The sequence below is a fragment of the Parabacteroides johnsonii DSM 18315 genome (assembly GCF_025151045.1).
Classification (GTDB): Bacteria; Bacteroidota; Bacteroidia; order Bacteroidales; family Tannerellaceae; genus Parabacteroides; species Parabacteroides johnsonii.
Genome location: NZ_CP102285.1, coordinates 3,412,049 through 3,428,432, shown reverse-complemented (window position 1 = coordinate 3,428,432; position 16,384 = coordinate 3,412,049). Strand labels below are relative to the sequence as shown.

At 46.8% G+C, this 16,384-nt stretch carries 13 protein-coding genes; 7 read left to right on the top strand and 6 right to left on the bottom strand.

Annotated elements, in window-relative coordinates; all coding sequences use genetic code 11:
* Window positions 1-86: 86 nt before the first annotated feature.
* Window positions 87-2,873 (top strand): excinuclease ABC subunit UvrA, encoded by a 2,787-nt coding sequence (uvrA, locus tag NQ564_RS14340; protein WP_008146297.1) that lies wholly within the window; start codon window positions 87-89, stop codon window positions 2,871-2,873.
* Between the two features lie 249 nt (window positions 2,874-3,122).
* Here uvrA and NQ564_RS14335 read toward each other — a convergent pair whose 3' ends face one another.
* On the bottom strand, window positions 3,123-3,347 hold the full coding sequence (locus NQ564_RS14335; RefSeq protein ID WP_005633206.1) for a hypothetical protein: 225 nt from the start codon (window positions 3,345-3,347) through the stop codon (window positions 3,123-3,125).
* Between the two features lie 402 nt (window positions 3,348-3,749).
* On the opposite strand from NQ564_RS14335, the gene pyrH reads away from it, so the two are divergent.
* The 6 genes from pyrH (at window position 3,750) to rsgA (ending at window position 9,868) form a co-directional block, all read left to right on the top strand.
* Window positions 3,750-4,460, top strand: a complete 711-nt coding sequence (pyrH, locus tag NQ564_RS14330; protein WP_008146293.1) for a UMP kinase — start codon at window positions 3,750-3,752, stop codon at window positions 4,458-4,460.
* A 7-nt stretch (window positions 4,461-4,467) separates the two neighbouring features.
* Complete coding sequence (locus NQ564_RS14325) at window positions 4,468-6,114, top strand: DUF4980 domain-containing protein (protein WP_008146291.1); 1,647 nt, start codon at window positions 4,468-4,470, stop codon at window positions 6,112-6,114.
* Between the two features lie 26 nt (window positions 6,115-6,140).
* A complete protein-coding gene (locus NQ564_RS14320; RefSeq protein ID WP_008146288.1) occupies window positions 6,141-7,010 on the top strand; it encodes a carbohydrate kinase family protein in 870 nt (289 codons plus the stop codon).
* 2 nt (window positions 7,011-7,012) lie between these two features.
* Window positions 7,013-8,173, top strand: a complete 1,161-nt coding sequence (locus tag NQ564_RS14315; protein WP_005644707.1) for an MFS transporter — start codon at window positions 7,013-7,015, stop codon at window positions 8,171-8,173.
* A gap of 109 nt (window positions 8,174-8,282) precedes the next feature.
* Window positions 8,283-8,846, top strand: a complete 564-nt coding sequence (gene frr, locus NQ564_RS14310) for a ribosome recycling factor (RefSeq protein ID WP_005633201.1) — start codon at window positions 8,283-8,285, stop codon at window positions 8,844-8,846.
* An 89-nt stretch (window positions 8,847-8,935) separates the two neighbouring features.
* A complete protein-coding gene (rsgA, locus tag NQ564_RS14305) occupies window positions 8,936-9,868 on the top strand; it encodes a ribosome small subunit-dependent GTPase A (RefSeq protein ID WP_005644705.1) in 933 nt (310 codons plus the stop codon).
* Here rsgA and dgt read toward each other — a convergent pair.
* The 5 genes from dgt to NQ564_RS14280 all read right to left on the bottom strand — a co-directional run bounded on the left by dgt (window position 9,865) and on the right by NQ564_RS14280 (window position 16,350).
* Window positions 9,865-11,190 (bottom strand): dGTP triphosphohydrolase, encoded by a 1,326-nt coding sequence (gene dgt / locus NQ564_RS14300; protein ID WP_005633199.1) that lies wholly within the window; start codon window positions 11,188-11,190, stop codon window positions 9,865-9,867. The genes rsgA and dgt overlap by 4 nt on opposite strands.
* Window positions 11,191-11,204: 14 nt before the next feature.
* Window positions 11,205-11,813: an L-threonylcarbamoyladenylate synthase gene (locus NQ564_RS14295; protein ID WP_005633198.1), complete on the bottom strand. Its 609-nt coding sequence runs from the start codon at window positions 11,811-11,813 to the stop codon at window positions 11,205-11,207.
* Window positions 11,814-11,913: 100 nt separating this feature from the next.
* Window positions 11,914-12,771, bottom strand: coding sequence for an enoyl-ACP reductase FabI (locus NQ564_RS14290; protein WP_005633196.1), 858 nt, complete (start codon window positions 12,769-12,771; stop codon window positions 11,914-11,916).
* A 109-nt stretch (window positions 12,772-12,880) separates the two neighbouring features.
* Complete coding sequence (locus NQ564_RS14285) at window positions 12,881-15,346, bottom strand: bifunctional UDP-N-acetylmuramoyl-tripeptide:D-alanyl-D-alanine ligase/alanine racemase (protein ID WP_005633184.1); 2,466 nt, start codon at window positions 15,344-15,346, stop codon at window positions 12,881-12,883.
* Window positions 15,347-15,366: 20 nt separating this feature from the next.
* A complete protein-coding gene (locus NQ564_RS14280) occupies window positions 15,367-16,350 on the bottom strand; it encodes a GSCFA domain-containing protein (RefSeq protein WP_036658198.1) in 984 nt (327 codons plus the stop codon).
* Window positions 16,351-16,384 lie beyond the last annotated feature (34 nt).

Sequence of the window (16,384 nt, the reverse complement as noted above, 5' to 3'; positions counted from 1 at the left end):
CTGGCTTTAATGCGATCCCGCGTCAAGCGCGGGAACAGGATAGTTTTGACACACCCCCCTATATGTTATGCTGATAAATCATTGTTATGTCCGAAAACAATTCTATATTCATCAAGGGAGCTCGAATCAATAACCTGAAAAATATCGATGTCGAGATTCCCAGAGATAAACTGGTCGTTATAACCGGCCTTTCCGGTAGTGGAAAATCATCATTGGCATTCGATACGTTGTATGCGGAAGGGCAGCGCCGCTATGTGGAGAGCCTTTCGGCCTATGCACGCCAGTTTCTGGGGCGTATGAGCAAGCCGGAGTGCGACTATATCAAAGGCATTCCCCCTGCCATCGCTATCGAACAGAAGGTGAACACCCGCAACCCGCGCTCGACGGTAGGAACTTCTACGGAGATATACGAATACCTTCGGCTCTTGTATGCCCGTATCGGGAAAACTATCTCTCCTGTCTCCGGGATGGAAGTGAAGAAACACCAGGTAAGCGATATTGTGAAAGAAGTTTTAGGCTACCCTGCCGGAACACGCTTTGCCGTATATGCTCCTGTCGTCCTGCCGGATGGGCGTGGCATCAAGGAGCAGTTGGAAATCTTGCAAAAAGAAGGCTATACCCGTTTGTCCATTGGCGAGACCGTTTACCGGATCGGTGAAGTATTGGCGGATGACACATTGCTTTCCTCCCCGGTGATCGAACTGTTGATAGACCGTCTGGTCGTATCGGATGACAAGACATTGAAAAGCCGTCTTGCCGATTCCGCCGAAACGGCTTTCTTCGAAGGGCACGATACTTGTATCATCCGTATCTACACATCTGAAGGAACAGTTGTAAAAGAATATTCCAAGAAATTCGAGGCTGATGGTAGGGTGTTCGAGGAACCGACCGATATGATGTTCAGCTTTAATAACCCGTTAGGTGCCTGCCCGACTTGCGAAGGTTTCGGGAAGGTGCTTGGTATCGATGAAAATCTGGTCGTGCCGGATAAAAGCCTGTCCGTTTTCCAGGGAGCGGTAGTCTGCTGGAAAGGTGATGTGATGGGAGAATGGCTGAAAGAGTTTATTGTGAAGAGCGAGAAATATAACTTCCCGATCCATCGTCCTTATTACGATCTGACGCAAAGGGAGAAAGACTTGCTTTGGCACGGTGCCCACGGACTGCACGGCATCGACGACTTTTTTAAGTTTGTGGAAGAGAACCTTTATAAGATACAGTATCGTGTGATGTTGGCACGTTATCGCGGAAAGACCGTTTGCCCGACTTGTAAAGGGTCCCGCCTGCGTCCTGAAGCCCTCTATGTAAAGGTAGGGGGAAAGGATATTGCGGAACTGGTTACCCTTCCGATCACGGAAGCAAAAGCCTTTTTCGATCACCTTCAACTTGACGAGAACGAGGCATCCATTGCCAAACGTTTGCTGACGGAGATCACTAACCGCCTGCAATTCCTGTTGGATGTGGGGTTGGGCTATCTGACGCTTGACCGCCTGTCTTCCTCCCTTTCCGGAGGAGAAAGCCAGCGTATCAATTTGGCGACCTCTTTGGGGAGTAGCTTGGTCGGGTCTCTTTATATATTGGACGAGCCGAGTATCGGGCTCCATTCTCGCGACACTGATTTGCTGATCAAGGTGCTCCGGCAATTGCAGGCATTAGGTAATACGGTGGTCGTGGTGGAGCATGACGAAGAGATTATCCGTGCGGCCGATTACATTATCGACATCGGTCCGAAGGCCGGTCGCCTGGGTGGGGAAGTGGTCTATCAGGGTGATGTGGACGATTTGAAAACCAGTAGCAACAGCTATACCGTCCGGTATCTGACGGGAGAGGACCAGATAGAAGTGCCTCTTTATCGTCGTCCCTGGAATAATTATATCGAGGTGAAAGGTGCCCGTAAAAACAATTTGAAAGGGATTGATGTGAAGTTCCCTTTGAATGTGATGACAGTCGTAACAGGTGTCAGCGGTTCGGGTAAAAGTTCGCTCGTGCGTGATATTTTCTACGAAGGTGTCAAGCATTATTTAGACGAGGCTGCCCGCTTGATGGTTGACTGTTCCGGCTTGGAAGGCGATATGCACATGATCAAAAGCATCGAGTTCGTCGACCAGAACTCCATCGGCAAGAGTTCCCGTTCCAACCCGGTGACCTATATCGGGGCCTACGATGAGATCCGTAAACTTTACGGTGAGCAGCCTTTGGCTAAGCAGATGGGCTATTCGGCTGCCTATTTCTCCTTTAATAAGGAAGGCGGGCGATGTGAAGAATGTAAAGGAGAAGGAAAGATCACGGTCGAGATGCAGTTCATGGCCGATATCACCCTCGAATGCGAAACCTGCCATGGCAAGCGCTTCAAACAGGATGTGCTCGATGTCGAATATCACGGTGCGAGTATCTATGATATGCTGGAAATGACCGTGAACCAGGCGATTGAGTTCTTTGGACAATATCCGGGATCACAGGAAAAGAAGATCGTCAAAAAGCTGAAACCCCTCCAGGATGTCGGGTTGGGGTATATCAAACTCGGACAGACTTCATCCACTTTGTCCGGTGGTGAAAACCAGCGTGTGAAACTTGCTTACTATCTGGGCCAGGAGAAACAGGAACCGACGCTTTTCGTCTTTGACGAGCCGACGACCGGTCTGCATTTTCATGATATCAAGACGTTGCTGAAGGCTTTCAATGCCCTGATCGATAAAGGTCATACGGTTGTCATTATCGAACATAATATGGATGTGATCAAATGTGCCGACTATCTGGTTGATCTCGGCCCCGAAGGAGGAAATGCCGGAGGAAATCTGGTTTGCACCGGAACGCCGGAGGAGGTGGCCATGTGCGAGGCATCTTATACGGGAAAATATTTAAAGGATAAACTCTGATAAAAATGGAGAGGCGTGTTAGTAAAACACGTCTGTTACGATAATTCGAGGAGGGTGTGTCAATTTGATATCATTGGACGCAGATGACGCAGAACACACAGATGGACGCAGATTTATTTTGCTGATAATTAATAATATCTGCGTTGATCTGCGCTCGTCTGCGTTGTCTGCGTCCCATGAATACCGATATTTGACATACCCTCCTCAAACTATGTCTGAATTAGTAAGCAGGATTTTGTTTCGACTATTTTATTTTTTGCTCTTTTCCTGCTCTGCAACCTGATGAACGCGGTCGGCAACATATTCTACTTTGTCCAAGCCTGCGTCTTTCAGGTTCATCGCTTCTTCTTTTGCCTTTGAAGCAAGGTGGTGGAGGTTTGCGTGGAGGCAACGGAATTTACCATCATCTTCCATTTTGCGGAGTACATAACCTGTGACAACTCCGACTACCATACCGATTAATAAATCTTTCATACCATTACGTTTTTAAATGATTACTACTTTAGAAACTGTTTCTTAGTTTTATTCCCTCAAAACAAGAGGTAAATCCGTATTGTTTCGGTTTTTAAAGTATTTATAGGTATTGCGGGATTGTTTAGGTAAAAATATACGGCAACCCGTTTCTTTCCGCTGAAAGAGGATTGCCGTATAAAAGTTAGGAATAAGGTCTTGGTGATTTCTTCGCGTCTTCAAAATAAGTAATATAAGTGTGTGTTTCTCTTTTCTACAGACAAAGGTAGAAGGGAGATGTTACAAAATTGTTACAGTGGGTGTACAGTCTCGTTAAAATGTTTTACTAAAATAAAGGACTGCTATTGCTGGGTCATTGAAATACTGTATTTTTGTGGGTATAACAATCAAATAAATCAAGACAATATGGCTCAGTACAAACGTATCCTGTTGAAATTAAGCGGAGAATCGCTTATGGGAGGTAAACAATATGGTATAGACGAAGTTCGTCTGAACGAATATGCGACGCAGATCAAGGAAATTGCCGAAATGGGTGTCCAGATCGGAATTGTGATTGGTGGCGGCAACATCTTCCGCGGCCTGAGCGGGGCTTCCAAAGGCTTCGACCGTGTGAAAGGCGACCAGATGGGGATGCTGGCAACGGTCATCAACAGTCTGGCCTTGAGTTCTGCCCTCGTCGCTCAGGGCGTGAAAGCCAAAGTGCTGACTGCTATCCGTATGGAACCGATCGGCGAGTTTTATAATAAATGGCGTGCGATCGAATTGCTTGAACAGGGCCATGTTGTGATTATGTCGGGCGGTACTGGCAATCCGTTTTTTACGACTGACACAGGTTCTTCCCTGCGTGGTATCGAGATCGAAGCGGATGTGATGCTGAAAGGAACCCGTGTAGATGGTATCTATACTGCCGATCCGGAAAAGGATCCGACGGCCACCAAGTTCTCGGACATCACCTACGACGAAATCTATACGCGTGGCCTCAAGGTGATGGACCTGACAGCCACCACGATGTGTAAGGAAAACAATCTTCCGATCATTGTCTTCGACATGGATACCAATGGTAACCTGAAAAAGGTGATGAGTGGTGAAAATATCGGAACGCTGGTGCATAATTAATGCTGAAATGAATAACAAACGTATATGGGTGCTTGCGAGTGCCCTGGTGGGTTGTGTCTTCACCTTGAGCGCGCAAGACCTGGCAATGAAAATAACGAAGAGATACCTCAATCTGCCGATTTCGCATCAAGTAGACCGGGCTCTGATGACATTTGATGTGGGAGGGCGGCAAGAGCGGGCGTTCGAGATTCGTTTAGCCTCAGGAAAACCGGACTATTGGGTGTTTTGTGATCTGTCTGCCTTGAAGAACAAAGAGATAAAAATATCTTATACTGGGAATAAAACAGGTATAAACAAGATTTATCAAGCGGATGAAATAGCCGGACAAGATAGCTTGTATAAAGAAACCAACCGTCCGCAAATCCACTATACTCAACGTAGAGGATGGAACAACGATCCTAATGGATTGCTGTATTATGACGGTGAATATCACTTGTTCTACCAACATAATCCGTATGAACGCGATTGGGGGAATATGCATTGGGGGCATGCAGTAAGCAATGATTTGATACATTGGGAAGAGCTACCGATCGCCCTGTATCCCGACGAACACGGTACGATGTTTTCCGGTTCGGCAGTGATCGACTATGACAATACTTCCGGCTTCGGAAAGAATGGTATTCCGGCGATGGTGGCTATTTATACGGCTGACAACCCGGAAAAGCAGGTGCAATGTATAGCCTATAGCCTGGATAAAGGACGCACTTGGACAAAATATAAGGGCAATCCGGTGATCGATTCTAAGGCCAAATGGAACAGTAAGGATACTCGCGATCCGAAAGTCTTTTGGCATAAATCATCAGGTAAATGGGTTATGGTGCTGAATGAGCGCGACGGACATTCCATATACAACTCCGACAACTTGAAAGACTGGACGTTCGAAAGCCATATTACCGGTTTTTGGGAGTGTCCTGAATTATTCGAACTTCCTGTCGATGGGAATAAGGACAATACCAAATGGGTGATGTACGGTGCTTCCGGGACTTATATGTTGGGTGCGTTTGACGGAAAGAAATTTACACCTGAATCCGGCAAATATTACTATTCTACCGGTTCTATCTATGCTGCCCAGACGTTTACGAATATACCTGAGTCGGATGGCCGTCGTATTCAGATCGGTTGGGGGCGTATCTCTCATCCGGGAATGCCTTTTAACGGGATGATGTTATTCCCGACGGAGTTGTCTTTGAGAACGACGAAAGACGGCATTCGCCTGTTTAGTAAACCGATCGAAGAACTTGAGCGCTTGCAGACCTCAGTCGGAAATTGGAGAGCGCTGACGGCAGATAAAGCTGATGAACTGCTTCGGCAGTATAGGGATGCAGGTACATTGCGTATCCGTACAACCCTCAAATTGTCTCATGCTACAAATGCCGGCCTGAACCTGTTCGGGCAGTCATTACTGGATTACGATATGAATTACAACCGGATCAATGGTGTGTTCTATTCGCCCGAAAACATGACAAGTATGGAAATCACGGCCGATATTATCTTGGATAAGACTTCTATTGAAGTTTATATTGATGATGGGGCTTATTCTTATTCGATGGAGCGTCGGCCGGACTTGAAGAACAGGGAAGGATTCCATTTTTGGGGAAATAATATCGAAGTAAAAGAAATGGAAGTATACACGTTCCGATCCATCTGGGAATAATTTTAAAAATATAAAATAAGTAAATAATGAAAGATAGTAAACCTGTTGTTGTCGGTATAGGTGAACTCCTTTGGGATGTGTTGCCAACGGGGAAGCGTGCCGGAGGTGCTCCGATCAATTTTGTATACCATGCTACCCAATTGGGGGCCGAAGGATATGCGGTCAGCGCGATCGGGGACGACGTGTTCGGAGCGGAGATCGTCCAGGAGTTGGATAAGAACGGTATCTGCCATTCGCTGGGGATAGTCGAATATCCTACCGGAAGCGTGATGGTGGAGTTGAGAGACGGTATCCCGACCTATACGATTATAGAAGGTGTTGCCTGGGATCATATACCTTTGACTCAGGAAGCCATCGACCTGGTGAAAGAAGCGGATGCCATCTGCTTCGGTACGTTGGCGCAGCGTTCGCCCGAATCGTGTGCGACGATTCATGCGTTACTTTCCTATGCCTGTAAAGAGGCGCTTCGGTTTTTCGATATCAATATCCGTCAGTCTTATTACTCGAAGGAGTTGATCGCCAGTCTGCTGGAAGAGGCGAATGTATTTAAGATCAATGACGAGGAACTCGACCTGATACGTGAAATGTTCTCCCTTTCGGAGGATGAAGATACGGCTTGCCGCCAATTGGTCGAGCGTTACAGCCTGCGCTATATGATTTTGACTGCCGGCAGTCGCTACAGCTCTGTCTATACGGCTGCCGACAAGTCGACGATTCTTACTCCCAAAGTCGAGGTGGCTGATACGGTCGGGGCGGGAGATTCTTTCTCTGGAGCATTCGTTTATTCTATATTAGCCGGTAAATCCTTGCGCGAAGCCCATCAAACAGCTGTCGGGACAGCAGCTTTTGTTTGTACGAAAGAGGGTGCATGGCCTGCTTATCCTAATAAAGACTGATTATGAAAGAGAAACGCTTGTATATAAGGCTGATCCCAGTGATGTTAGTTTTCTTCACGATGGGATTTGTGGATTTGGTAGGAATTGCCTCCAACTATGTGAAGTTGGATTTAGGATTGACGGATTCCGAAGCGAATATCTTTCCTTCTTTAGTGTTCTTCTGGTTTCTGATCTTTTCCGTCCCGACGGGAATGTTGATGAATAAGATCGGACGGAAAAAGACGGTCATGCTGAGCCTGGTTGTTACCTTCGTGTCGTTGCTGATCCCATGTTTCGGCGATGGCTATATGGTGATGTTGGTCTCTTTTTCTTTATTAGGGATTGGGAATGCTTTGATGCAGACCTCTCTGAACCCGCTTCTCTCTAATATTATTACTGAAGATAAGTTGGCGAGTAGTTTGACTTTCGGGCAGTTTGTCAAGGCGATCGCTTCTTTTCTGGCGCCCTATATCGCCATGTGGGGAGCGACGGCGGCGATCCCTTCGCTGGGATTGGGCTGGCGTGTACTGTTTCCGATCTATATGGTGATAGCAATTGTGGCGATTTTACTGTTGGGGGCGACTTCTATCAAGGAAGAGGCACCTGAAGGCAAACCTTCCACATTTGCCGAATGCATTGCCTTATTGGGTAACCCGTTTATCCTGTTGATGTTTGTCGGTATCATGTGTCATGTCGGCATAGATGTCGGCACGAATACTACCGCCCCGAAGATCCTAATGGAACGGTTGGGGATGGACATACATGCGGCAGCGTTTGCAACGAGCCTCTATTTTATCTTCCGTACGGTCGGTTGCCTGACTGGTTCGTTGATCCTGGCCCATTGGACACCGAAGAAATTTTTTGTTGTCAGTGTCGTGTTGATGGTAGCTTCGATGGCAGGTTTCCTTTTGTTCGACAGCAAGGCTCTGCTATATGTCAGCATCGCTTTGGTCGGATATGGCAATTCGAACGTCTTCTCCATCCTTTTCTCTCAGGCTTTATTGTCGATGCCCCAACGGCAGAACGAAGTATCCGGCTTGATGATTATGGGACTTTTCGGTGGAACGGTTTTTCCGCTCTTGATGGGCTTTGCTTCTGATGCTCTTCATTCGCAGACAGGCGCCTTGCTGGTTTTGGCAGTCGGAGTGTTTTACCTGCTTTTCCTTTTTACAAAGCTGAAGTAGTCCCAGCGGTTCGGGAATAACATATTTCCATAAACAGTTTGCCAAAAAGAAAAACTTTACTATTTTTGTTTGCCTAACAAACAAAGAAAACAAAAATATACAATCACTTATGGCAGATATAAAACAGTATGTAAAGGCGGCAGAAGAGAAGATGACCTTTGCGATCGAATATTTGGATGAACAGTTGTCTCATATTCGTGCCGGTAAGGCGAATCCGAAAATCTTGGATTGCGTGAGAGTAATGTATTACGGTGCTCCTGTTCCTTTGACAAATGTGGCTACCGTAACTGTTCCGGATGCGAGAACGATCATGATTACTCCTTGGGAGAAGAAGATTATCAAGGATATTGAAAAAGGGATCATGGATTCCGAAGTCGGTATCACTCCTGAAAACAATGGTGAAGTGATTCGTTTGGGTATTCCTCCTCTGACGGAAGAACGGCGTCGTCTGTTGGCTAAACAATCTAAGCAGGAAGCGGAAACTGCTAAAATCAGTATTCGTAACGCTCGCCGTGATGCAATTGAGCAATTGAAGAAGAGCATTAAGACTGACGGAACTCCTGAGGATGTCGAGAAAGATGCAGAAGCAGAAGTTCAGAAGGTCCATGACAAGTATATCAAGAAAGTAGATGAACTCTACGCTGCAAAAGAAAAAGAAATAATGACGGTATAACGAGTTGAGAGTTGAAAGTGGCGGAATAGATCCTTCCTTTCCTCCTTATCTTTCAACTTTCAATTTTCAACTTTCAACTTTCAATTAACATGAGGGGATTGGTTATTAAGAATACGGGTAGCTGGTATACCGTACGCACCGATGATGGTCGCGATATAGAAAGTAAGATCAAAGGAAATTTCCGCCTGAAAGATATCCGTACCACCAATCCTGTTGCGGTCGGAGACCGGGTCGATATTGATATCAATACCGAAGGGACCGCCTTTATCACCAAGATCGAAGACCGGAAGAATTACATCATCCGCCGCGCTTCCAATCTTTCCAAGCAGTCGCATATTATCGCCGCGAACGTAGACCAGGCGATGCTGATCGTGACAGTCAACTATCCGATTACCACTACCGTTTTTATCGACCGTTTTCTTGCTACAGCCGAGGCTTATCGTGTGCCGGTGAAGTTAGTCTTCAACAAAATAGATCGCTATCATGGCGGTGACCGGGAATTATTGGACGATTTGGTCAATCTGTATACGACGATCGGCTATCCTTGCTCTATGCTTTGTGCCCGTACCGAAGAGGGCTTGGATGTGTTGAGAGAAGACCTTAAAGGGAGAATCACTTTATTGTCGGGTCATTCAGGTGTGGGGAAATCAACTATTATCAATAAACTGATCCCAGGTGTCAATCTCCGTACCGGCGATATCTCCGAATACCATAACAAGGGAATGCATACTACCACCTTCTCTGAGATGATTCCTTTGTCGGATGGCGGTTACCTGATTGACACTCCAGGTATCAAAGGTTTTGGCACGATCGAAATGGAAGGTGCGGAAATCGCTCATTACTTCCCTGAAATATTCAAATTCTCCGCTGATTGCAAATTCAATAACTGCTCTCACCGCCATGAGCCGGGCTGTGCCGTCTTGCGTGCCGTAGAAGAACATTATATCAGCGAATCGCGATATAAAAGCTACCTGAGCATTCTTGATGATAAACAGGAGAGCAAGTATAGGGAAGAATATTAGACTGCCGGCAAGCTCATCCCTGTGATCTTGCGGTATAAATCCAATGCATATACATCTGTCATGCCGGAGATATAATCGAGGACGCATTGTACTTTGCCGTAGACGGTTGGTGCGTTTGTGTCGTACTGTTCCGGGATGCGTTGCAACAGGAGCTTACTGTAGGCATGATCCTGGTTCATGACAGCTTCTGTCAGCGTGTCGATCAAATGACTGAAGATATGGTAACCTGCTAGTTCAATGTCTAAAACTTCTTTGGCGCGGTATATCTTTTTGTAAGCGGTTTTTGAGCAGGTGTCGTATGCGGCTTTTGCCTGATCGCAAATGTTATCGATAAGCGGAGTGTTGTATGTTCCGCTGAGGATATCCTCTTCGTTTTCGAGGAAGATGCGGGAACATTCGTCAACCAAGAGGCCGATGATACAGGAACGTAAGTAGGCGATCTGTTCGTTGGTATCGTCTACCATCTTCATGACACGGACAATATGGTCGAGGCGTTCCCCTTCGAAAAAATTGAGGAGCAACCGGATGGCTTCTTCCGTTGTTAGGATATGCAGTTTGTAGGCATCCTCGATATCCATGATCTGGTAGCAGATATCGTCAGCTGCTTCCACCAAATAAACAAGCGGATAGCGGACGAACCTATTTGCGTCTTCCGGGTTCCGGCTAATGCCTAATTCGTTGGCAATGCGCAGGTAAGCCTCCTCTTCCGACTGGAAGAAACCGAATTTTCCTTTCTTCCCTGCGTAAACGGAAGAATACGGATATTTGATGATGGAGGCAAGCGTGCTGTATGTCAGGGCAAAGCCCCCTTTGCGGCGCCCGATGAACTGGTGGGTGAGCAGACGCATGGCGTTCGCATTCCCTTCGAAATGAAGAAAGTCTTCATAGCGCCCTCCTTCGTTGAGAATCTTTTCCTGTAACTTTTTTCCGTTACCTTCAGCAAAGTAAGCGGAGATCGCCCGTTCTCCTGAATGTCCGAATGGCGGGTTGCCCATGTCGTGGGCAAGACAGGCGGCTGAGACGATGGAACCTATTTCCGGGAAATTGACGCTTCCGTCGGGATATTTCAGCATCAGGCCTTTGGCGACATTGTTGCCTAATGAGCGTCCTACACAGGAGACCTCTAAGCTATGTGTCAAACGGTTGTGCACGAATATACTGCCCGGTAGGGGGAATACCTGAGTCTTGTTCTGTAAACGGCGGAAAGGGGAGGAAAAGATCAGGCGGTCGTAGTCTCGCTGAAAATCGGTGCGTTCATGTTTGCGTTCGTGATATTCTTCCATTCCGAAACGTTTGCCGGAGAGTAATTGATTCCAGTTCATCTTGTCTTGTTTGCTTAATAGATTAATTCTCCTTTTCCTTGGCGGATGATTTCAAAGTCGTCTGTTGTGCAGTTGATGACGGTCGAGGCTTCCGTACCTCCGTAACCGCCGTCGATGACGATGTCCACTAGGTTTTCATACTTCTCCTCGATCAGTTCGGGGTCGGTACTGTATTCGATGATCTCGTCTTTGTCATGCAAAGACATGGTCAAAATCGGATTTCCGAGTTCCCGTACAAGTGTACGGATGATATTATTGTCCGGCACGCGGATCCCTACCTCTTTTCTGTTCTTGTAGATTTTTGGTAGCTCACTGCTGGTCGGCAAGATGAAGGTAAAGGCGCCCGGTAGGTTTTTCTTCATCAACTTGAAAGCAGCGTTGCTCACTTTGGCGTATTCGCTCAGATTGGAAAGATCATAACAGATAATGGACAGGTTACTTTTCTGCGGGTTGACGCCTTTCAGCTGGCAGATCTTTTCGACTGCACGCACATTCAACGCGTCACAACCGATGGCATAAACGGTGTCGGTCGGGTAAATCACGAGGCCACCGTCGCGCATGATATTGACCACCTTGTCTATCTCCCTGAGATTGGGGTTTTCGGGGTATATTTTTACGAGCATAGCGTTATGAGTTGAAAATTGAAAGTTGAAAGCTGAAAGTTTGAGAAAACACGAAGTAAACTTTCCACTTTCACCTTTCCGCTTTCACCTGATTTACGGCTTAACCGTAAATGATGTGTCCGTTTTCGTCGGTATATTCTTCCAGACCTTTGCTGTACTGGTTCATGGCACGAAGGCTCATACCCATGCTTGAGAAGCCACCGTCGTGGTAGAGGTTCTGCATTGTGACTTTGCGGGTGAGGTCGGAGAACATCATAACGCAATAGTCTGCACATTCGTCGGCTGTGGCATTGCCCAGCGGGCTCATCTTTTCGGCGAAATCCATCAAATGATCCATGCCTTTCACGCCACTACCGGCTGTAGTCAATGTCGGTGACTGGGAAATGGTATTGATACGCACGTTCTTTTCACGGCCATAGATGTAGCCGAAACTGCGGGCAATGGATTCCAGTAGGCTCTTGGCATCTGCCATGTCGTTATATCCGAAGAATGTACGTTGTGCTGCCACATATGAGAGGGCGATCACTGAACCGTATTCGGCAATGGCATCCTGCTTTTTGGCAACCTGCAACATCTTGTGAAAAGAGATTGCGGAGATATCCAGTGTCTTTTCCAACATGCTGTAGTCCAAATCATCGTAAGTACGCTTCTTGCGCACGTTCGGGCTCATGCCGATGGAATGTAAAACGAAATCTATCTTACCCCCTAATATTTCTACTGATTTAGAGAAAACCGTTTCCAAATCTTCCACGCTCGTAGCATCCGCCGGAATAACTTCGGCGTGCAACTTCTCAGCCAGAGCATCCACCTGTCCCATACGAACGGCGATCGGTGTATTGCTCAGTGTGATCGTTGCTCCTTCTTCTACGGCTTTTTCAGCCACCTTCCAGGCGATGGACATGTCATTCAGCGCACCGAATATAATGCCTCGCTTGCCTTTCAATAAATTATGACTCATACCTTTTATTTTAATATGTTACGGCACAAAGATAGTAAAAATGTGCAAGATACGCAATCGCTTACATGAAACCCCTTCAAGTCTGGGACTGGATAGGGCCCCCGGATATTTATTCCCTGTAGTACACTCTTTTTACCCTCGGCGAGATAGAGGTAAGTATCTCGTATGGGATGGTCTTTAGTTTGTCCGAAAGTTCGCTGACAGGGAGTTCTTCGCCGAAAATGATGACGGAGTCTCCTTCGTGTGCGTCGGTATCGGTGACATCGATCATGCAGGCATCCATACAGATATTGCCAATGATCGGGCAACGGTGGCCATTAATCACGACCTCGCCACCACCATTGCTGAAATGACGGTCCAAGCCGTCGGCATAACCGATCGGGATAATCGCGATGCGGGAATCGCGCTTTACATAGCTCATCCGGCTGTAGCCGATGGAATCGCCTGCCGGAACGTTTTGTATCTGCAAGATAGTCGTCTTCAGCGTGCTGATGTTACGCAACCCTTTCTGACCGGAGGCACTGACTCCATACAGGCCGATGCCGAGACGTACCATATCCATCTGATAATCGGTGAACCGTTCTATTCCGGCCGAGTTCAGGATATGCTTGATCACCTTGTATTCCAACCCGGCTTCCAGTTCTGCTGCCACGCGGGTGAACGTATCCAGTTGCTTTTTTGTGAAATCGTCGAAGATATAGGAGTCGCTGCCTACGAGATGTGAGAATACGGAGCGAGCTACTACGCCGCTCTGTTCTTTCAGGCGACGGCAAACCTCCGGTACATCTTCCGGCTGGAAGCCTAAACGGTGCATTCCCGTGTCGATCTTGATATGGATCGGATAAGAGGTGATGCCCCTGCGTTCCGTCTCTTTTATCATTGCGTCGAGCAGACGGAAACTGTACACTTCCGGCTCCAGCTGGTTTTCAAACAAGACATTGAAGCTGCTGAATTCCGGATTCATGACGATAAGCGGGATCGAGATGCCTTCCTTGCGCAGTTCTTCTCCTTCGTCGGCAACGGCAACAGCCAGGTAGTCGCAACGATGTTCTTGCAGTGTCTTTGCCAGTTCATAGGAACCGGCTCCGTATCCGAAAGCCTTGACCATGCAGACCATTTTAGTTTCTGGCTTCAGCTTTGAGCGGTAATAGTTGAAGTTATGGACAACGGCATCCAGGTTCACTTCCAAGATCGTCTCATGCACTTTCTTTTCCAGCAGCTCGGATATACGTTCGAAATGAAATTGGCGGGAGCCTTTTATCAGAATCAATTCGTCTTTGAACTTTTTGAAAGACGGAGACTTGATGAATTCATCCGTTGTCAGGTAAAATTCTTTTTCGATATCGAAAGCACCTCCGTACTCTTTCAAGTCACGGCCGATACCGATAATGCGATCGATCTTCTTTCTGCGCACCAAGTCCGCAACTTTCTTATAAAGAGACTTCGGTAACGTTCCCGATTGCAGGATGTCTGAAAGGATTAGTGTGCATTTTAAATTCTTCTCTACGCGGCGGCTCTGTTGGAAGTCGAGGGCGATATCCAAAGAATTGATATCCGAATTGTAGGTGTCGTTTATCAATAGGCAGTTGTTGATACCCTGCTTTACGTCCAAGCGCATGGCAACCGGTTCGAGGCGCTTGAATTTTTCGATATCGTTTACGCTTGTCGGTTTCAGATACAACATCACGGCCATACAGTGGATGGCGTTTTCGATAGAAGCGTCGTCCGTAAAAGGAATCGTGTATGTCCGGTCGAAACCTAAAAGCGTGCAGCGGATAATGGTTTCGGAATCCAGTTTCTTGATCGATTCGATATACAAAGGGGCTTCCGAGTCTGTCCGACTCCAAGTGATTGCTTTGTGGGACAGGCAGGCCGACTCGATGCAGTTGGCGATAAAAGCATCGTCGCCGTCATAGATGATTGCTTCGCAGTCGTTGAACAACGTCAGCTTTTCTAGACATTTCTGCGTGGAAGAGATAAAGTTCTCCTGATGCGCTTCCCCTATGTTTGTGATTACGCCGATGGTTGGTGCGATGATCGGTTGAAGGCGTTCCATTTCGTCCGGCTGGGAAATGCCTGCTTCGAAGATGCCTAATGTATTTTTGTCGCTCATCTGCCATACCGACAGCGGAACCCCCAATTGCGAGTTGTAGCTCCGGGGGGAGCGGACGATGTTGAACTCGTTGTGCAATAATTGATAAAGAAACTCTTTTACAATCGTTTTCCCGTTGCTTCCCGTAATGCCGATTACCGGAATATTGAAACGTTTCCGGTGATGGGCCGCTAACTTCTGGAGTGCTTTCAGTGTATCCTTGACGACAAGGAAGTTTGCTTCAGGCATCGATTCGAACTCCGGTAAAAAAGTGCTGACTACGAAGTTGCGTACACGTAATTTATATAATCCTTGTATATAATTATGTCCGTCGTTGGTCTTTGTCTGGAGGGCAAAGAATAGACTTTGTTCGGGGAATGAAAGACGGCGGCTGTCGGTAAGCAATATACTGACAGGAGCGTCATATAATTTTTGGGCGTCAGCTCCAATTATCCCGGCGATTTCTTTAATTGAATATTCCATTCTTTTTTCTATAATTAAGTTTAGAACTTCTTTTTAATCATTTCGACTTCATTTGTCATATCAAAGTAAGGGAATTTCTCGTTAAGTCGTTCCATCTTTAACAAAGTTTGCGAGATGAATCGTTTATAGGCTTCGCTTTCCGGTTGAAACGGCTTGTGGTTAATGGCCTTTTGGATATCCTTCCATTCTTTAAGAATTGACAGCGAATCAGGTGAAAGCATGCTGCCTGTGAACCGTTCCCAGATATATTCGATCGCCGTGGTGGATGGATGCAGCATATCGTCGGCATAGAAACGGTACTCCCTCAATTCGTCCATCATGATTTCGTAAGCTGGGAAATAGGCGGTGTGTTCCGGGAATTCCTTTTGCAGAGCGTCGATGGCAAGCAGGAGGGTAGCTTTGCTGAGCTGGTTACCGTGTGCTCCGTCTTTCCAATGGCGGATCGGACTGACGGTGAAGAGTATCTTCAGCTCTGGATTCTGTTTCCAAAGCGATAGAAGCAGACTTTTCCATTCCGCTACGATTTCTCCTACGGTAAGTAACTGTCGGTCGAACATCTTTTCTGGCAGCCTATGGCAATTGGATACGACCTTTCCCGAACTTTTCAGCTTGTAGACCCATGCCGTGCCGAAAGTAAGGATCATCCGTTGGGCTTTCAGTATCGTGTCAGCGGAACTGAACAGTCGCCTATTGATGTTGGCTAAGCATTCCGTTTCCGAAGGTGAGGAAAAACGGCTGTGATGGCTGAAGCTATGATAAATCCCTTCATGCTGAAAAAGATCATCTCCTGTGAACTGTTCCGGCTGAAGTAGCATGCGAATCGCTTCGGCTATGGACGAAGGATTATAAAGCGTACCGAATGGGTTCAAATCGGTCTTGAACTTGTTTCCCTCCAATTTTTTTCCTATGTTCTCGGCAAAGCAGGAACCAAGCAGAACCGTTTGCACCGTATAGGAAAATGTAAATGGGGTTTTGGGGATTGTGATGTGGGTGTAAAATTCCATATTGTATTTAATTGCCATATATTTATTCGTTTTT